Origin of the sequence: Pseudomonas sp. LFM046 (assembly GCF_000949385.2) — a bacterium.
In the GTDB taxonomy this organism is placed as follows: domain Bacteria; phylum Pseudomonadota; class Gammaproteobacteria; order Pseudomonadales; family Pseudomonadaceae; genus Metapseudomonas.
Genome location: NZ_JYKO02000001.1, coordinates 160,701 through 178,755 on the forward strand (window position 1 = coordinate 160,701; position 18,055 = coordinate 178,755).

Annotated in this window: 18 protein-coding genes; 8 read left to right on the forward strand and 10 right to left on the reverse strand. The window is 64.7% G+C overall.

Annotated elements, in window-relative coordinates; translation table 11 throughout:
* Positions 1-25: 25 nt before the first annotated feature.
* Entirely contained in the window at positions 26-1,255 is a 1,230-nt protein-coding gene (gene serA, locus TQ98_RS00805; RefSeq protein ID WP_044871055.1) for a phosphoglycerate dehydrogenase, read from the reverse strand.
* A gap of 188 nt (positions 1,256-1,443) precedes the next feature.
* Here serA and TQ98_RS00810 point away from each other — a divergent pair, with 188 nt between their 5' ends.
* The 4 genes from TQ98_RS00810 (at position 1,444) to TQ98_RS00825 (ending at position 5,073) form a co-directional block, all read left to right on the forward strand.
* On the forward strand, positions 1,444-2,835 hold the full coding sequence (locus tag TQ98_RS00810) for an FAD-binding oxidoreductase (RefSeq protein ID WP_044871056.1): 1,392 nt from the start codon (positions 1,444-1,446) through the stop codon (positions 2,833-2,835).
* 63 nt (positions 2,836-2,898) lie between these two features.
* The gene (locus tag TQ98_RS00815; protein WP_044871057.1) at positions 2,899-3,564 is read left to right on the forward strand and encodes a fumarylacetoacetate hydrolase family protein; all 666 of its coding nucleotides are present in this window, start codon (positions 2,899-2,901) and stop codon (positions 3,562-3,564) included.
* A gap of 130 nt (positions 3,565-3,694) precedes the next feature.
* Positions 3,695-4,603: an SdiA-regulated domain-containing protein gene (locus TQ98_RS00820; RefSeq protein WP_242443180.1), complete on the forward strand. Its 909-nt coding sequence runs from the start codon at positions 3,695-3,697 to the stop codon at positions 4,601-4,603.
* A 122-nt stretch (positions 4,604-4,725) separates the two neighbouring features.
* The gene (locus tag TQ98_RS00825) at positions 4,726-5,073 is read left to right on the forward strand and encodes a NirD/YgiW/YdeI family stress tolerance protein (RefSeq protein WP_044871059.1); all 348 of its coding nucleotides are present in this window, start codon (positions 4,726-4,728) and stop codon (positions 5,071-5,073) included.
* A gap of 189 nt (positions 5,074-5,262) precedes the next feature.
* Here TQ98_RS00825 and TQ98_RS00830 read toward each other — a convergent pair whose 3' ends face one another.
* The 7 genes from TQ98_RS00830 to TQ98_RS00860 all read right to left on the reverse strand — a co-directional run bounded on the left by TQ98_RS00830 (position 5,263) and on the right by TQ98_RS00860 (position 13,228).
* On the reverse strand, positions 5,263-6,294 hold the full coding sequence (locus TQ98_RS00830; protein ID WP_044871060.1) for a histone deacetylase family protein: 1,032 nt from the start codon (positions 6,292-6,294) through the stop codon (positions 5,263-5,265).
* A 33-nt stretch (positions 6,295-6,327) separates the two neighbouring features.
* The gene (locus TQ98_RS00835; RefSeq protein ID WP_044871061.1) at positions 6,328-7,719 is read right to left on the reverse strand and encodes an APC family permease; all 1,392 of its coding nucleotides are present in this window, start codon (positions 7,717-7,719) and stop codon (positions 6,328-6,330) included.
* A 491-nt stretch (positions 7,720-8,210) separates the two neighbouring features.
* Positions 8,211-9,254: an extracellular solute-binding protein gene (locus tag TQ98_RS00840; protein WP_044871062.1), complete on the reverse strand. Its 1,044-nt coding sequence runs from the start codon at positions 9,252-9,254 to the stop codon at positions 8,211-8,213.
* 29 nt (positions 9,255-9,283) lie between these two features.
* Complete coding sequence (locus tag TQ98_RS00845) at positions 9,284-10,072, reverse strand: ABC transporter permease (protein ID WP_103102835.1); 789 nt, start codon at positions 10,070-10,072, stop codon at positions 9,284-9,286.
* Positions 10,069-10,983, reverse strand: a complete 915-nt coding sequence (locus TQ98_RS00850) for an ABC transporter permease (protein ID WP_044871065.1) — start codon at positions 10,981-10,983, stop codon at positions 10,069-10,071. The genes TQ98_RS00845 and TQ98_RS00850 overlap by 4 nt, the downstream gene beginning before the upstream one ends.
* Positions 10,980-12,029 (reverse strand): ABC transporter ATP-binding protein, encoded by a 1,050-nt coding sequence (locus tag TQ98_RS00855; protein ID WP_044871309.1) that lies wholly within the window; start codon positions 12,027-12,029, stop codon positions 10,980-10,982. The genes TQ98_RS00850 and TQ98_RS00855 overlap by 4 nt, the downstream gene beginning before the upstream one ends.
* Positions 12,030-12,211: 182 nt before the next feature.
* Positions 12,212-13,228, reverse strand: a complete 1,017-nt coding sequence (locus TQ98_RS00860; protein WP_044871066.1) for an AraC family transcriptional regulator — start codon at positions 13,226-13,228, stop codon at positions 12,212-12,214.
* Between the two features lie 119 nt (positions 13,229-13,347).
* Between TQ98_RS00860 and TQ98_RS00865 the strand changes: the two genes are divergently transcribed.
* Positions 13,348-14,271, forward strand: coding sequence for an SdiA-regulated domain-containing protein (locus TQ98_RS00865; RefSeq protein ID WP_082073149.1), 924 nt, complete (start codon positions 13,348-13,350; stop codon positions 14,269-14,271).
* Here the strand turns inward: TQ98_RS00865 and TQ98_RS00870 are convergent, their stop codons facing one another.
* Entirely contained in the window at positions 14,272-14,604 is a 333-nt protein-coding gene (locus TQ98_RS00870; protein ID WP_044871311.1) for a YegP family protein, read from the reverse strand.
* Between the two features lie 100 nt (positions 14,605-14,704).
* Positions 14,705-15,376: a ribose-5-phosphate isomerase RpiA gene (gene rpiA / locus TQ98_RS00875; protein ID WP_044871067.1), complete on the reverse strand. Its 672-nt coding sequence runs from the start codon at positions 15,374-15,376 to the stop codon at positions 14,705-14,707.
* Positions 15,377-15,466: 90 nt separating this feature from the next.
* On the opposite strand from rpiA, the gene ilvA reads away from it, so the two are divergent.
* From ilvA to TQ98_RS00890, 3 genes are all read left to right on the forward strand, one after another.
* Positions 15,467-17,032, forward strand: coding sequence for a threonine ammonia-lyase, biosynthetic (gene ilvA, locus TQ98_RS00880; RefSeq protein WP_277949301.1), 1,566 nt, complete (start codon positions 15,467-15,469; stop codon positions 17,030-17,032).
* Between the two features lie 73 nt (positions 17,033-17,105).
* A complete protein-coding gene (locus tag TQ98_RS00885) occupies positions 17,106-17,564 on the forward strand; it encodes a DUF2269 family protein (RefSeq protein WP_044871070.1) in 459 nt (152 codons plus the stop codon).
* Positions 17,565-17,583: 19 nt separating this feature from the next.
* On the forward strand, positions 17,584-18,045 hold the full coding sequence (locus TQ98_RS00890) for a DUF2269 domain-containing protein (RefSeq protein ID WP_044871071.1): 462 nt from the start codon (positions 17,584-17,586) through the stop codon (positions 18,043-18,045).
* The last annotated feature ends 10 nt before the right edge of the window (positions 18,046-18,055 follow it).

An 18,055-nucleotide genomic window follows, 5' to 3' on the forward strand; every position in this document is an offset into this window, starting at 1 on the left:
TCCCTTTTTCATGAGCACGCGAACCTTAGAACAGGACGCGGCTGCGGATGGTGCCGTTGACCTGCTGCAGCTTCTCGAGGGCGAGGTCCGAGTAGTCGGCATCGACGTCGATCACCACGTAGCCGACCTTCTCGTCGGTCTGCAGGTACTGGCCGGAGATGTTGATGCCGTTGTCGGCGAACACCTTGTTGATCTCGCTCATCACGCCCGGCACGTTCTGGTGGATGTGCAGCAGGCGGTGCTTGCCCGGGTGCGACGGCAGGGCCACTTCGGGGAAGTTCACGGAGGACACCGAGGTACCGTTGTCGCTGTACTTGACCAGCTTCTCGGCCACTTCCAGACCGATGTTGGCCTGGGCCTCGGCGGTGGAGCCGCCGATGTGCGGGGTCAGGATCACGCGGTCCAGGCCACGCAGCGGGCTTTCGAACTCTTCGTCGTTGGACTTGGGCTCGACCGGGAACACGTCGATGGCGGCGCCGATCAGGTGCTCGTCCTTGATGGCGTCGGCCAGGGCGTCCAGCTTCACCACGGTGCCGCGCGCGGCGTTGATCAGGATGCCGCCCTTCTTGATGGCGCGGATTTCCTGCTCACCGATCATCCACTGGGTGGACGGCAGCTCGGGCACGTGCAGGGAAACGATGTCGGACATGCCCAGCAGCTCGTGCAGGTTGCCGACCTGGGTGGCGTTGCCCAGCGGCAGCTTGGTCACGGTGTCATAGAAGAACACCTGCATGCCCAGGGCTTCGGCCAGCACGGAAAGCTGGGTGCCGATGGAGCCGTAGCCGACGATACCCAGCTTCTTGCCGCGGATTTCGAAGGAGTTGGCTGCGGACTTGATCCAGCCGCCACGGTGGCAGGAGGCGTTCTTCTCCGGGATTCCGCGCAGCAACAGGATGGCTTCGGCCAGAACCAGTTCGGCGACCGAACGGGTGTTGGAATAGGGGGCGTTGAACACGGCGATACCGCGTTCGCGGGCGGCGTTCAGGTTGACCTGGTTGGTGCCGATGCAGAAGCAGCCGACGGCGATGAGCTTCTTGGCGCAGTCGAACACCTCTTCGGTGAGCTGGGTGCGCGAGCGGATGCCGATGAAGTGTGCGTCGGCGATCTTCTCTTTCAGTTCGTCATCCGAGAGGGCGCCCTTGAGGTACTCGATGTTGGTGTAACCGGCGGCCTTCAGGGTGTCCACGGCGTTCTGGTGGACGCCTTCGAGGAGAAGGAACTTGATCTTGCTCTTTTCGAGAGAGGTCTTGCTCATCTGCGTACCTATGTATCCCGGTAAAAAATGACAGAAGCGGGCCGTGGGAGAAGTTGGCTGCTACCCGGAAGATCGGCTGGAGCGCACGATTCACGGGGTGCGTATGCTAGCATGATCTCCTTTTCCCTTGCTCGGTTGCGACCTGAATCGTTCTCAGGGCGACCATGAATGATTTGAGAGTTCCGCTGATGACCAACGCTGCCCTGATCGAAGAGCTGAAGACCCTGGTTGAGCCCGGCAAGGTCCTGACCGACGCCGCGTCCCTGGATGCCTATGGCAAGGACTGGACCAAGCATTTCGCCCCGGCGCCCAGCGCCATCGTCTTCCCCAAGACCATCGAGCAGGTGCAGGCCATCGTCCGCTGGGCCAATCAGCACAAGGTCGCGCTGGTACCGTCCGGTGGCCGTACCGGCCTGTCCGCTGCCGCCGTGGCGGCCAGCGGCGAGGTGGTGGTCGCCTTCGACTACATGAACCAGATCCTCGACTTCAACGAGTACGACCGCACCGTGGTCTGCCAGCCGGGCGTGGTCACCGAGCAGCTGCAGAACTTCGCCGAGGACAAGGGCCTGTACTACCCGGTGGACTTCGCGTCTGCCGGCTCCAGCCAGATTGGCGGCAACATCGGCACCAATGCCGGCGGGATCAAGGTGATTCGCTACGGCATGACCCGTAACTGGGTGGCTGGCCTCAAGGTGGTCACCGGCGCTGGCGATGTGCTGGAGCTGAACAAGGACCTGATCAAGAACGCCACTGGCTACGACCTGCGCCAGCTGTTCATCGGCGCCGAGGGCACCCTGGGCTTCGTGGTCGAGGCCACCATGCGCCTGGATCGCGCGCCGAAGAACCTCACCGCCATGGTGCTGGGTTCGCCGGACCTGGATTCCATCATGCCGGTGCTGCATGCCTTCCAGAGCAAGCTGGACCTGACCGCTTTCGAATTCTTCTCCGACAAGGCCATGGCCAAGGTCCTGGCCCGTGGCGACGTGCCGGCGCCCTTCGAAACCGAGTGCCCCTTCTACGCCCTGCTGGAGTTCGAAGCGGCCTCGGAAGAGATCGCCAACGACGCCCTGGCCACCTTCGAGCACTGCGTCGAGCAGGGCTGGGTGCTGGACGGCGTGATGAGCCAGAGCGAGCAGCAGTTGCAGAACCTGTGGAAGCTGCGCGAGTACATCTCCGAGACCATCTCTCACTGGACCCCGTACAAGAACGACATTTCCGTCACCGTCTCCAAGGTGCCGGCGTTCCTGCACGACATCGACGCCATCGTCGAAGCCAACTACCCGGACTTCGAAGTGGTCTGGTTCGGCCACATCGGTGACGGCAACCTGCACCTGAACATCCTCAAGCCGGACAACCTGTCCAAGGACGAGTTCTTCGCCAAGTGCGCCACCGTGAACAAGTGGGTGTTCGAGACCGTCGAGAAGTACAACGGCTCCATCTCCGCCGAACACGGCGTGGGCATGACCAAGCGGGACTACCTCGGCTACAGCCGCTCGGAGCCGGAGATCGCGGTGATGAAGGCGATCAAGGCGGTGTTCGATCCGAACGGGATCATGAACCCCGGCAAGATCTTCAATTGAGCAGACAGGCGGTGGAGCGATCCACCGCCTGTTTTGCATGGATAGCGTTTCAGGAGTCGGTCAATGAGCTACCAGCATCAGTACGTCGATGGCACCCCGATCCACTTTTCCCTGGGCAAGGTGGTCTGTGTCGGCCGCAACTACGCCGAGCATGCCAAGGAACTGAACAACCCCGTGCCGACCGAGCCGCTGCTGTTCATCAAGCCGGGCTCCTGCGTGGTGCCGCTGGTTGGCGGCTTCGGCATTCCGCAGGACCGCGGCGCGGTGCATTACGAGGCGGAAATCGCCGTGCTGATCGGCAAGCCGCTGTCCCGTCGTCCTGACGAGGAAGAAGTGCGCGACGCCATTTCCGGCTTCGCCCCGGCCCTGGACCTGACCCTGCGCGACGTGCAGGCCAGGCTCAAGGAGAAAGGCCTGCCCTGGGAAATCTCCAAGTCCTTCGACGGTGCCTGCGTGCTGGCGCCCTTCGTGCCGGGCGATGCCCCGGAGCGCCTGGACGAGATCGGCATCCGCCTGACCATCAATGGCCAGGTCTGCCAGGACGGCAACAGCCGCGACATGCTCAACCCGATCCTGCCGCTGATCCAGCACATGGCCGGCCACTTCAGCCTGCAGCCGGGCGACGTCATCCTCACCGGTACGCCGGTGGGCGTCGGCCCGTTGAATCCGGGCGACCAACTGGTGCTGGAGCTGGTGGGCCACAGCGCCTTCGAAAGCCGGGTCCTCTGATCCGGCCGACCGGCGGCGGCAAGCATTTCACGGAACTTTCACTGGCATCTGGCTATCTGTACCCGACCCCATCGACGAGTCGTACCCAATGTCACTCCGCTTCCCGAAGTGCATTCACCGCCCCCGGCTGATGCTGGGACTGGTCGCTGCCCTCGCCGGTGCCACTGCGCTGGTCCGCTTCATGCACTGGGACGACCGCGCCCAGGTCTGGCTCAGCGAGCATCAGCTGACCGCGGAACAGCGCGCCGACAGCATCTGGCTGCCGGGCTACAAGGCCGTCCTGCAGGGCAAGCCCCTGGCCGGCCTCGAGAACGACGAAACCTCTGATCTGGCCTACAACCCCGTCACCGGCACCCTGTTCACCGTCACCGGCAAATCGCCGACCCTGGTGGAGCTGAGCCGCGACGGCGACGTGTTGCGCAAGATTCCGTTGAAAGGTTTCTCCAACCCGGAAGGCGTGGCGGTGCTGGAAGGCGGACACGTGGCGGTGACCGACGAGCGTCGCCGGACCCTGACTATCTTCGAACTGAACCCGGAAACCCGCGAGCTGACGGCGGGCAGCACCCCGGAGTTTGACCTGGGCTTCCCGGATTCCGGCAACAAGGGTTTTGAAGGCATTGCCTGGGACCCGGCCAAGGGCCGTCTGATCCTCGGCAAGGAGCGGGGCCCCATTGCCCTGTTCAGTCTCGGCAGTGACGGTAACGACACCCTGGACGAAGCGCTGCGTCCGCTGCCCAGCTACGGCTTGGGGATGCGCAATCTCTCCGCCCTCAGTGTCGACCCGCGCACCGGCCACCTGCTGGTGCTCTCGGCCCAGTCCAACCTGCTGCTGGAACTGGACGACCAGGGTGAGCCGGTCAGCTTCATCAGTCTGCTGGGTGGCATGAACGGTCTGGAGAGTCGGATTCCCCGCGCCGAAGGCGTGGCCATGGACGAGAGCGGCGATATCTATGTCGTCAGCGAGCCGAACCTGTTCTACGTGTTCCGCAAGGAACTGGTGGCCAGCGCCGACGAGGACGAGGGTTTGTCGCTCCAGTAGGGTGCCCTGTTGGTTCCAGCGCCGCTCCCGCCGTTAAGCTTCGCTTAAGGTGCATTTAAGCCTCGATTCAGCTAGCGCTCCTAACCTGATCCCGTCTTCCAAACACACACGGGATCACCTCCATGAACGCCAAATACCTCGCCCTGCTGGCCGCTCCGCTGTTCTCCACCGCCGTCATGGCCAGCAGCTACACCGGCCCGGGCGCTGCCACCCAGATCAATACAGTCGCTGCCGCCCTCGAAGCCGCCGACGATGCCCCCGTGGTACTGCAAGGTCAGATCGTCCGCCGCATCAAGGGCGATATCTACGAGTTCAAGGACGCCACCGGCACCATGAAGGTGGAAATCGACGACGAGGACTGGCCGCCGCAGACCATCGGCGAGAAGGACACCGTCAAGCTGACCGGCGAAGTCGACCGAGACCTGACTGGCCGCGAAGTGGATGTGGAGTTCGTTGAGCGGGTGAATTGATCGATGCAGCCCCTCTCCCGCTTGCGGGAGAGGGGCTGTGTCGTCCAGCCGACTCATTGAGCGACGTAGGATGGGTGGAGCTTGCGATACCCATCAACCCAGTCCGCATGGGTATCCGGTAATTGAACGGCCGAAGGGCAGACCTTCGGCCTGCTTGGCGAATGAATTCGCCCCTACAACGATAGGGCCCTAGGCCACGCTCTCGAACCCCTGCAGCACATTGATCGCGTTGATGCCGATCTCTTCCACCGCGTAGCCCCCCTCCATCACGAAGAGCGTCTGCAAGCCGAGCTTGCCGATGATCTCGCCCATGCGCAGGTAATCCGGGCTGTCCAGCTTGAACTGCGAGATGGGGTCTTCCTTGAAGGTATCCACGCCCAGCGACACCACCAGTGCGTCCGGCGCGTACTCGGCGATCTGCCGGCAGGCGTCGGCCAGGGCGAGGCTCCAGACGGTCCAGTCGCTGCCTTCGGCCAGGGGGTAGTTGAAATTGAATCCGGCCCCGGCGCCCACGCCCTTCTCGTCGGCGAAGCCCAGGTAGTAGGGGTACTCGAAACGCGGGTCGCCGTGGATCGAGGTGAAGAGCACGTCCGCACGGTCGTAGAAGATGTCCTGGGTGCCGTTGCCGTGGTGGTAGTCCACATCCAGCACCGCGACGCGCTTGGCGCCGGCATCCAGCATGGCCTGCACGGCGATGGCGGCGTTGTTCAGGTAGCAGTAGCCGCCCATGTAGTCCGCGGCGGCATGGTGGCCCGGCGGGCGGCACAGGGAAAAGATGCCGCGAGCGCCCTTGCGCAGCTCCGCCTGGCCGGTGAGGGCGACGTTGGCCGAACTGGTGATGGCCTGCCAGGTGCCAGCGGTGATGGGGGCGCCGGCATCGAAGGAGTAGTAGCCGAGGCGGCCGTCAATGTCGGTGGGTTCCACCTGGCGCAGGCGCCGGGTCGGCCAGGCGATGGGCAGCATGTCGTGGCTGCGGCCCTTGGCCTGCCAGTCGCTCCAGGCGTTCTTCAGGAAGTTGACGAAGCCTTCGCTGTGTACCCGCAGGATGGGCGACAGGCCGAAGTCGGCGGGCGTCTGGATTGCGCCCAGTTTCACCGCCTTGGCGCGGTCCAGCACCATGTCGGCGCGGCTCGGCTTCTCGAAGCAGGGGGTGAACTGGCCACCGATCAGCTCGTGCTTGCCGTGGTGCAGGTGGTGGTCGTCGGAATAGATCGTCAGCATCAGCGTCTCCTTGCGGCTAGCGTTGGGGTGGGCTCATTCGAACTCGGAAAACTGCACCTGCGGTGCCGGACGGCGGAAGCCTCCGGTCTGCACCGCCAGGTAGGCCAGGCCGACGGCGAACCAGCCGGTGCCGATGGCCAGGGTCAGGGCCGACAGGCTGGTCCACAGCCAGGCGATCAGGGCGAAGCCGATCACCGGGACCAGGCCGTAGCGCAACAGATCGCCGCTCTGGCGCGGGCGGCCACTGAACAGGTAGGTGCGGATCACCGCCAGGTTCACGGCGGAGAAGGCCACCAGGGCGCCGAAACTGATCATGGACGCCAGTGTGGCGAGGTCGATGACCACCGCCAGCAGCGACACGGCCGAGACGATCAGGATAGCCACGGTCGGCGTATGGAAGCGCTCCGACAGCGTGCCGAACAGGCGGCGCGGCAGGATGCCGTCGCGGCCCATGCTGTAGAGGATGCGCGACACCGAGGCCTGGGAGGCCAGGGCGGAACCCGCCGCGCCGGCGACATAGGTGGCGGTGAAGAAGGCGGCGAGGAACTGGCCGCCGGCCGTCAGCATCACTTCATTGGCGGCGGCGTCGACGTCCTTGAAGCTGCTGCCGGGGAACACCAACTGGCTGAGCAGCGACAGCAGGAAGAACAGCACGCCGGCGCTGAGGGTGGTGATGATGATCGCGCGGGGAATGTCGCGCTTCGGATCGCGGGCTTCCTCGGCCAGGGTGGACACCGCGTCGAAGCCGAGGAAGGACAGGCAGAGCACCGCCGCGCCGGCCATCAGCGGCGCCAGTCCGGGCTGGCTGCCGTCACCGACGAAGGGCGCGGTGAAGTCGATGGGGCCGGTCATCAGGCTCTTGCCGGTCATGGCCAGGAACACGACGACGAAAATCAGCTGGGCGGTGACGATCAGGTTGCTCATGCCCGACACCGAGCTGATGCCGAGGATGTTCAGCACGGTCACCAGGGCGATGGTGCTGACCACGAAGACCCAGGCCGGCACTTCGGGGAAGGCGATGTTGAGGAAGAGGCCGATCACCAGGTAGTTGATCATCGGCAGGAACAGGTAATCCAGCAGCAGCGACCAGCCGGCGAGGAAGCCGACGCCGGGGCCGAAGCTCAGGCTGGTGTAGGAGTAGGCCGAACCGGCGATGGGGTAGCGGCGGACCATGTAGCTGTACGACAGGGCGGTGAAGATCATCGCCAGCAGGGTCACCACATAGGCCAGGGCGGTGCGCCCGCCGGTCATTTCAGTGACCACGCCGTAGGTGGTGAAGATGGTCAGCGGCACCATGTAGACGAGGCCGAAGAAGACCAGGGCGGGCAGCCCGAGTATCCGGCGCAGGGCCGTGCCCTGGGCGCTGTGGGTGAAATCGTTGGGCAGGCCGGCATTGCTGGCGAGGCTGGCGGAAGGGGTCGACATTGTTCTTCTCTCCGTTTTACTGCGCACCCGTGAGGGGTGCCTGGGTCGCAAGGCGAGCCATCCGTGCGTGTGCAAGGCCGGGTCCGTTGCGCATCCGGCTGTGCGCGGGCAGTCAGTAAGGGTGGAGGCGAAGCATCCGCTGGGCGGAAGGAAGGAAAGCGGTGTGGATCGGAAGCGCACGGGACATCGTCATATCTCTCTAGCCATTGTTCTTGTTGAATCGGCACCCGTCTGTGGGGCGCCCGCTAGTTGCATGCGCTTCGATTCTGTCAGTGGAATACCGGGGGCAGAACTCTGCAAAGGGTCAAAAAGGGATCAAAGTGGCCAACCTTGATGGCCGGCTGATGGGGTGGGGTGCACCTCGCGCACCGGGAATTCCGCGCGAACCGATCGGTACGGGTCCGGTCGGTTCGTAGGATGGGTGGAGCTTGCGATACCCATCACCATCGCCGATGGGTATCGCTTCGCTCCACGCCATCCTACGGCCCGCTTTACTTCTTCAGCTTGGTCCATACCTTGCTGCGCAGGTTCAGGGCCTTGGGCGAGCAGAGCTTGAAGGTCTTCAGGCGGTCCAGTTTGTCTTGCGGGGTGTTGATGGCCGGGTCGTCGAACAGCTCCTTCTCCATGAACTTGTCCGAGCCCTCGATGGCGTTGTTGTACTTGGCGAAGTTGGAGGCGGCGGCGATGTTCTCCGGCAGCATCATCCAGTTGATGAAGGCGTGGGCCTCTTCCACGTTCACCGCATCCTTCGGAATCACCAGGTTGTCGATGAAGACGTGGATGCCTTCTTTCGGATAGACGTAGACCAGGCTGTCGCGCTGGGCGTGGGCGCGATGGAAGGCGCCGTTCCACTGCTGGTGCATGGCCACTTCGCCCGCGGCCATGCGCTCGATGGTGCCGTCACTGTTGTACATGGCGAGCAGCGGCTTCTGCGCCAGCAGCAGGTCCTGGATCTTCTTCGCGTCCTTCGGGTCCTCGGTGCACTGGTCGATGGACAGATAGTGGGACGCGGCGATGTAGAGGTCTTCGATGGAGTTCAGCGCCACCACCTTGCCCTTCAATTCGGCCGACGGTTCGAAGAAGGGCTTCCAGCTCTCGTCGAGCTTGCCCCCCGGCACCTGCTTGCTGTCGTAGCTGTAGCCGGTGGTGCCCCAGAGGTAGGGCACGCTGTAGTCGTGGCCGGGGTCGAAGCTGAGGGTCTGGAAGTTGGCCTTGAGGTTGGTCAGGTTGGGCAGCTTGCTCTTGTCGAATTTCTGCAGCAGGTCGTCCTGCACCATGATCTGGATGAAGCTGTCCGACGGCACCACCACGTCATAGGCGCCGCCACCGGCCTTGAGTTTGGCCAGCAGGGTCTCGTTGCTGTCGTAGGCGTCCAGGGTGGCCGTGATGCCGGTGTCCTTCTCGAACTTCTTCAGCAGCTCCGGCGGGTAATAGTCCGACCAGTTGGCGAAGTGCAGGGTCCCGGCGGCCTGGGCGGAACCGGCCAGGCCGGTAGCGAGCAGAACGGCGAGCGCGAGCGGGGTACGACGGGTCATGGTCAAGCTCCTTGCTGGTCGAAAGCGGGTCAGCGCTTGCGCTGCCCGACGTAGTAGGACAATGCAACGAACGCGATGGAAATGACGAGGATGATCGAGGAGATGGCGTTGATCTTCGGCGAGATGCCCATCCTGATGGAGCTGAAGATGTACACCGGCAGGGTGGTGGCGCCGGCCCCGGCGACGAAGTAGGTGATGACGAAGTCGTCCATGGAAATGATGAACGCCAGCATGGCGCCGGAGAGGATGCCGGGCATCAGCAGCGGGAAGGTCACCTTCCAGAAGGCCTTCCAGGGCGAGGCATAGAGGTCGGCGGCGGCCTCGGCCAGGCGCGGGTCCATGCCCTCCAGGCGGGCGCGGATCGGCAGGTAGGCGAAGGGAATGCAGAACACCACGTGTGCGATGAGGATGGTGAAGAGCGACAGCTTCAGCCCGATGAAGGCGAAGAACATCAGGGTGGCGACGGCGGTGACGATCTCCGGCACCAGCAGCGGCAGGCCCAGCACCCCGCTCATCATCGTCTGACCGCGGAAGCTGCGGCCACGCATGCCCAGCGCCGCCAGGGTGGCCAGCGAGGTGGAAATCAGGGTGGCGAAGGTGGCGACGATCAGCGAGTTCTTCGCCGCGCGGACGATTTCCGGGTCATTGGCCACCACCGAGTACCACTTCAGGCTGAAGCTCTCCCAGATGGTGGCGGACTGGCCGCCGTTGAAGCTCAGGGCCACCAGCACCAGGATCGGCACATAGAGGAAGGCGAAGAACAGCCAGGCGGTGGGCCGGACGCCGGTGAAGCGCCAGAGCGGGTTCTGCATGTTCATGGATGGCCTCCGCCGGCGGCCTGCTTGAAGCGCAGGCTGTAGAGCAGCATCGCCAGTAGCACGAAGCCGAGCAGGGCGAAGGACAGCGCCGCACCGAGGGGCCAGTTGTGGGATGCGCCGAACTGCAACTGGATCAGGTTGCCGATCATCAGCGACTTACCGCCCCCCAGCAGCTCGGGAATGATGTAGTTGCCCAGCGATGGGATGAACACCAGGATCGCCCCGGCGACGATGCCCGGCATGGCCAGCGGCACGATCACCCGACGCAGGGCTTGGAAGCGGTTGGCGCCGAGGTCGAAGGCTGCTTCCACCAGGCGCCAGTCGAGCTTTTCCAGGCTGGTGTAGATGGGCAGCACCATGAAGGGCAGGAAGGTGTAGAGCAGGCCGATCACCACCGCCACATCGGTGTAGAGCAGGCCAAGCGCGCCATCGGACAGGCCGAATACACCGAGACCGCTGTCGATCAGGCCGCCATTGCGCAGCAGCAGGATCCAGGCGTAGACCCGCACCAGCAGGTTGGTCCAGAAGGGCACCGTGACCAGGAACAGCAACAGGTTGCGCCGCCGCTCGCTCTGCAGCGCCAGGTAAAGCGCGGTGGGAAAACCGATCAGCAGGCAGCCGATCGTGGTCAGCACCGAGAGCCAGAACGAACGCTGGAAGATCTGCAGGTAGTCGGTGTTGAACACCAGGCTGTCGTCCAGGTCGCGCTCGTAGAGGAAGTTGACGTAGGCCTCCAGGGAATACTGGTTCCACTTCACGCCGCCGTAGTCGCCGGGGACCAGGACCGACACCAGGAACATGATCCCCAGCGGCAGTACCAGAAACACCAGCAGGGCCAGCATGGCCGGGCTGGTGAGCAGCAGTCGCCGACGCAGCTGGCGGCGCTCGGCCTGGGCGCGCAGGGTGCTCATTCCACCAGCACCCGAATGGCTTCGCTGGGCACCTGCACCCGCACCTTTTCGCCCGTGGCGTAGGCGGTCAGCGCACCGTTGCGGTTCTGCTGGCGCACGCGGAAACCGCTCTGCCCCGCGATGTTGAGGTGGTAGACGGTGTCAGTGCCGACATAGACGACGTTCTCGATCTCGCCGGCGAGATTGCCGCGCTCGTCGAGGCTGGTGCGTTCCGGGCGGATGGCCAGGGTCACCGCGCCGCGGCGGGGACTGTAGGCGGAGAGCAGTTGGCCGTCGGACAGCAGCACGCCGCGCTCCAGGGCTTCGCCTTCGAGGAAGTTGGTCTCGCCGATGAAGTCCGCCACGGTGCGGTTGACCGGGGCTTCGTAGATGTCCGTGGGCGTGCCCACTTGGAGGATGCGCCCCTTGCTCATCACCGCAATGCGGTCGGACATGGTCAGGGCTTCTTCCTGGTCGTGGGTGACGAAGATGAAGGTAATGCCGGTTTCGTGCTGCAGGCGCTTGAGTTCGATCTGCATTTCCTTGCGCAGCTTCTGGTCCAGCGCCGACAGGGATTCGTCCAGCAGCAGCACCTTCGGCTTGTTCGCCAGCGCCCGGGCCAGGGCGATGCGCTGCTGCTGGCCGCCGGAAAGCTGGTCGGCGCGGCGCTTGCCCACGTCCGGCAGCTTCACCAGTTCCAGCATGCGCTGCACCGTGGCGTCGATCTCGTCACGGCCGAGACCGCGCATTTCCAGGCCGAAGCCGATGTTCTGCGCCACCGTCATGTGGGGGAACAGGGCGTAGCTCTGGAATACGGTGTTGACGGGACGTCGGAAGGGGGGAAGGCCCTGCATGGGCTCGCCGTAGAGGCGAATGGCGCCGGAGCTGGGCTGCTCGAAGCCGGCGATGAGCCGCAGGAGGGTGGTCTTGCCGCAGCCGGAAGGGCCGAGGAGGGTGAAGAACTCGTTGGCGCGGATTTCCAGGGACACGTCGTCGAGGGCCTTCACGCCCTGCCCTGGATCCCCGAACTCCATACACACACGGTCGACGCTGATCGCGCTAGTCATGCTGATCACACGCTCTGATTGTTTTTCTTATCGGGCTTTTCTTTTTCTGCTGGTGAAGCCGCCCTCGTGTGGTCCGATTCTGTCAGCAGCCCGGTTTGCTGAAGAACGATAGATCAGGTCAAAAGGGGATATTTCCGGCCAAGTTGTGGGCTGTGATGAGGGGCAAAGGGCGGCTTTCGACGCTATCGCCGGTACAGACTCGGCGACTGCCCGCTCCAGCGCTGGAAGGCATGGCGGAAGCTGGCGGTCTCGCTGTAGCCCAGTTGTTCGGCGATCAGGTAGATGGGCAGGTCGGTCTGCACCAGCAACTCCCGCGCCTTGTCGTAGCGCACTTCGTCCAGCAGGCGCTGGAAGCTGGTGTTCAGCCGTTGCAGGTGGCGGCGCAGGGTGCGTTCGGAGCGGTGCAGCTGGCGCGCCACGCTGTCCAGGTCGCAGGCTTCGCGCAGGTTGCCGGCCAGGTGTTGGCGAATCTGGTCGAGGACGTCGTGGCGGCTGTCGAGCTGGGCGTCCAGCTTCTGGCATTGCTGCAGGCCGTAGTGGCAGGTCACCGGATCGGCCAGGGGCAGGTGGCGGTCCAGCAGGGCGGCCTCGAAGCAAAGGGCATTGCACGGGGCGCCGAACTCCACCGGGCAGCCGAGCCTCTGTTCATAGGCGGCGGCATGCAGGGGCGGCCGGTAGGACAGCCGGACCCGCGTCGGGTGGATGCCGGTACCCAGCAGGTCCTGCAGCACGGTGAGGAGCGAGGTCAGGCACAGCTCGGTGTTGAACACCGTCAGCTCCGGCGCGTAGCGGTAACCACCAGCGACCAGGCGGGCTTCGTCCCCGTCTTCCTCCAGGCTCAGCTTGAAGTAGGTGCCGAGCAGCGCTGGATGGCCAAGGGCGAGGGTCAGGGCGTCCCGCAGGGTGCGGCTGGCGAGCATGGTGTAGCCGAGGATGCCGTAGGCTGAAACGTGCATGCGCAGCCCGAGGGACACGCCGAGGGCTGGGTCGCGGGTGCAGGCCAGGGCATTGGCGAAGACGCGCAGTTCCTGGGCGTGGGTGATGAGTTTCGCGGGGGTGTCGAGGTCGGCGCAGGCGACGCCGCTGCCCTCCAGCAGGCGCTGGCGGGGAATGCCGCTGCTGGCCAGGGTCGCCACTGCCAGGGCGATGGTGTGCAGGGTGGTGAGTGCGCGCTCTTCCGGTAGCAGTGAAGTGGTCATGTCCGTCCCTTTTTGTAACGCCCCTGGTGCCCGATTGCCGGGCATTAAGCTTGAATTCAGGCAGTAACCCGGTGCGCTCTGTATCCTGCGCCGCGTCCTGAACTCCCGAGCCCTTGCTGATGCGTTCCTTCCTGACCCCGCGGCGCCTGGCCGCCACGCTTTTGCTTCTGGTGCTGATGCTGCTTGGCATTGCCGCCCAGCAGTTCCGGCTCTTCGAGCGGGGCCTGTTCGTTTTGCAAGAATGGCGCCACGCCGCCGAATGGAAGGATCGCTCCATCTGGCTGCCGGACTTCCGCGTCAGCATCGAGGCCAAGCCCATCGAGGGCCTGACGGACGATGTGTCCGCCCTGACCTACGATCCCGACCGCCACAGTCTGTTCACCGTCACCAACCAGCGCCCGGAGCTCATCGAGCTGTCCCTCGACGGCCACCTGATCCGGCGCATCCCCTTGGTGGGCTTTGGCGATCCCGAGGCCATCGAGTACATCAGCAAGGGTATCTACGTCATTACGGACGAGCGGGAGCAGCGTCTGATCAAGGTGCGCGTGGACGAAAACACCACGTCCATCGATGCCAGCCAGTCCCAGCAGTTGTCCCTGGCCATCGGCCTGTCCGGCAACAAGGGGTTCGAGGGGCTGGCCTATGATCCGGCCGGCCAGCGCTTGTTCGTCGCCAAGGAGCGCGATCCGGTGCGCATCTATGAGATCCATGGGTTCCCCCATACGCGCCCGGACAAGCCCTTCGCCGTGCACGTGGTGGACGACCCGAAACGCGATGCGCGGCTCTTTGTCCGCGACCTGTCCAGCCTGCAGTACGACGACCGCAGTGGCCACCTGCTGGCGCTGTCGGACGAATCGCGGCTGGTGCTGGAGTTGAACGCGGATGGTCGGCCCATCAGCAGCCTGTCGCTGCTGCGGGGTATGCACGGCCTGCAGCGTGGGGTGCCGCAGGCCGAAGGGGTGGCCATGGACAACGAAGGCAACCTCTATCTGGTGAGCGAGCCGAACCTGTTCTACGTGTTCCGCAAGCAGGCTCGCGACTGATCAGCTTTCGTCGTTGAGGGTGGCGCCCGGGGCGTTGCTCTTCACCGACTCGATGCCCCCGCTGGCGCTGGCGGCGCTGGCGTACATCTGGCTCTGGCCGATGACCTGGCCGTTGGTGGCCTTGAGCACGAAATAGAATTTGCCGTTGCTGGCGGTCTTGCTTTCGAAGGCGCCGTCGCGAACGGCGTTCTTGCGCACGGAATCGATACCGTTCAAGGCGGAATCCTTGGCCTTGTACAGCTCGCTGGTGAGGATGGTTTCGCCGTTGCCGGCGTTCAGGTTGAAGTGGAATTGGCCATCACTGGCCTTCTTCAGATGAAATTTCCCGGCCATGGGGAGCACCTCCTGGATCAGTGGCATTGGACGGCGCCTTCCGGCGCCGTAGCCATCAAATCTAGTCGGTTTGCCAGATCCCGCAGGCCGGGAAACGGCGTCAGGCCGTGATGCTCTTCACGCCGTCCTTGGTGCCGAGCAGCAGCAGGTCCGCCGGGCGGGCGGCGAACAGGCCGTTGGTGACCACGCCGACGATGTTGTTGATCTGCTCTTCCAGCTGAGCCGGGCTGTCGATGCGCATGTTGTGCACGTCGAGGATGATGTTGCCGTTGTCGGTCAGCACACCCTCGCGATAGACCGGATCGCCGCCCAGCTTCACCAGTTGGCGGGCGACATGGCTGCGAGCCATGGGGATGACTTCCACCGGCAGCGGGAAGGCGCCCAGCAGCGGAACCAGCTTGCTCTCGTCGGCGATGCAGATGAAGGTCTTGGCCACGGCGGCGACGATCTTCTCGCGGGTCAGGGCCGCGCCGCCGCCCTTGATCAGTTCGAGACGCTCGTTGCTCTCGTCGGCGCCGTCGACGTAGAACTCGAGCTCGCTGGTGCTGTTCAGGTCATAGACCGGGATGCCGTGGGCCTTCAGGCGCTGGGCGGTGGCTTCGGAACTGGCCACGGCGCCGTCGAAGGCCATCTTGTGCTTGGCCAGCAGGTCGATGAAGAAGTTGGCGGTGGAGCCGGTGCCGACACCGATGATGCTCTTCTCATCGAGCTTGGGGAGGATGAAGTCGATGGCGGCCTGGGCGACGGCCTGCTTGAGCTGGTCCTGGGTCATGCTGTGGGGTCCGAATGGAGGAGTGTCGAGGGCGCGGATTATAGCCGGTCGGCGGGGCAAAACCCCGCATTCTCTGTGGTCGCCCGACGAATCCCTGCGGTAGACTCCGCCCATCCTAGGAAAGCCCCCAGTGAAGCCGCGATGCTCGAAGAATACGTGAAGAAGACCCTGACCTCGCGCGTCTACGACGTCGCCGTGGAAACGCCTCTGCAGCCCGCTCGCCAGCTCACCGAGCGCCTGGGCAACCAGATTCTCCTCAAGCGCGAGGACCTGCAGCCGGTCTATTCCTTCAAGATTCGCGGAGCCTACAACAAGATCGCCCAGCTGACCCGCGAGGAGCTGGATCGCGGCGTGGTCACCGCCTCCGCCGGCAACCACGCTCAGGGTGTGGCCCTGGCGGCCCGCGAGCTGGGCATCAAGGCCACCATCGTGATGCCGCGCACCACCCCGGAGTTGAAAGTGCAGGGCGTGCGTGCGCGCGGTGGCAAGGTGGTGCTGCATGGGGACGCCTTCCCCGAGGCCCTGGCCCACTCGCTGAAGCTGGTGGAGGAGAAGGGCTACGTCTACATCCACCCCTATGACGACCCGGAAGTGATCGCCGGCCAGGGCACCGTGGCCATGGAAATCCTGCGTCAGCATCCGGGACGCCTGGACGCCATCTTCGTCCCGGTGGGCGGTGGTGGCCTGGTGGCGGGTATCGCCGCCTTCGTCAAATACCTGCGCCCCGAGGTGAAGGTGATCGGCGTCGAGCCGGATGACTCCAACTGCCTGCAGGCGGCCATGGCCGCCGGTGAGCGCGTGGTGCTCGGCCAGGTGGGCCTGTTCGCCGATGGCGTCGCCGTGGCGCAGATCGGCCAGCACACCTTCGATATCTGCAAGCAGTACGTGGACGAAGTGATCACCGTCAGTACCGACGAGATCTGTGCGGCGATCAAGGACATCTACGACGACACCCGCTCTATCACCGAGCCCGCTGGCGCCCTGGCCGTTGCGGGCATCAAGAAGTACGTCGAGCGCGAAGGCGTGCGCGACCAGACCCTGGTGGCCATCGACTCCGGTGCCAACATCAACTTCGACCGCCTGCGCCATGTGGCCGAGCGCGCCGAACTGGGCGAGAAGCGTGAGGCGATCATCGCCGTCACCATTCCGGAGCGGCCTGGCAGCTTCAAGGCCTTCTGCGAGGCCATCGGCAAGCGCCAGATCACCGAATTCAACTACCGCTACAACACCGACGCCGAAGCGCACATCTTCGTCGGCGTGCAGACCCATCCGGAAACCGATCCTCGCGCGGCGCTGGTCGAGAACCTGCGTGGCCAGGGCTTCCCGGTGCTGGACCTGACCGATAACGAGTTGGCCAAGCTGCACATCCGCCACATGGTGGGTGGCCATGCGGCGCGCATCAGCGACGAGCTGGTGTTCCGCTTCGAGTTCCCCGAGCGACCCGGTGCACTGTTCAATTTCCTCAGCAAGCTGGGCGGCCGCTGGAACATCACCATGTTCCACTACCGCAACCACGGCGCCGCCGACGGTCGCGTGGTGGCCGGCCTGCAGGTGCCGGTCGAAGAGCGCGCCCTGGTGCACGCCGCGCTGGACGAGATCGGCTACCCCTACTGGGACGAGAGCGAAAACCCCGCGTATCAGCTCTTCCTGGGCTGACACAGGTCGAGGCGCTGGAGTGGGCGGCTGCTAGGCTTCGACTCAGCCGCTCTCGCTGACAAGGACTCGTTCCATGGAAAACTACCTGCTGTTTCGCATCCTCCACGGCGTGGCCACCCTGCTGTTCTTCGGCGGGCTGGCCGGGCTGGTCTGGTATGGCTGGCGCAACTTCCGTTCCGGCGATGCCGCGCGGATCGGCCCGAGCCTGCGGCGTATCCTGCTCATTGGCGTGCCGCTGCTGATCCTCGCTGCCGTTTCCCTGCCCATCAGCGGCTGGTGGATGGTGAACCTGGCGGGACTTCCGCTGGGCCAGACCTGGTTGCTGGGCGGGGCCATCCTCTATCTCTTCGGCTGCATCGGCTGGCTGCTGCTGTTCGGCCGCGTCTCGCGCCTGCGGGAGCAGGCCATGGCAGAAGGCGGGCCAGGCTCGGCCCAGGTGCGCCGTAGCCTCAAGGTCAGTGCCGCGTACGGACTCGTCGGGCTGGTGCTGTTCATTTCCGTGCTGGCGCTGATGCTGGCCAAGCCGCTCTGAGGCGGCGTCCGCATCCGGCATGACGCTTTATTTCCTGCTCAAGACCGTCCACGGCCTGCTGGCCGCCGTGCTGTTCGGCACGGCGCTGGGCGGGCTGTTCTTTGCCAGTCGCGCCGCCAGGAGCGGCGATGCCGGACAGATCGCCGCTACCTATGCGTCGCTGGTGCGTCTGGAGCTCTGGTTCATCGGTAGCTCCGCCATTCTGCTTCCGGTGAGCGGCCTTGCTCTCGCCAAGGTGGGGGGCTGGCCCCTGGGGCAGTTGTGGCTGATCTGGAGTTTCGGGCTCTACCTGGCGGCGGCGCTCTGCTGGCTGCCGCTGCTCTGGTTGCAGGTGCGTATCCGCAACGAGGCGCGCCGCGCCCTGCGGGAGGGGCGGATCGTGGCGTTGGCGGGCCAGATGGCCTGGCGCTTTCGGCTGGCGGTGCTGGCCCTGCTGTTACTGGTGGCGGTCTATGGGCTGATGGTGGTCAAGCCACTCTGACCCCTGAGCG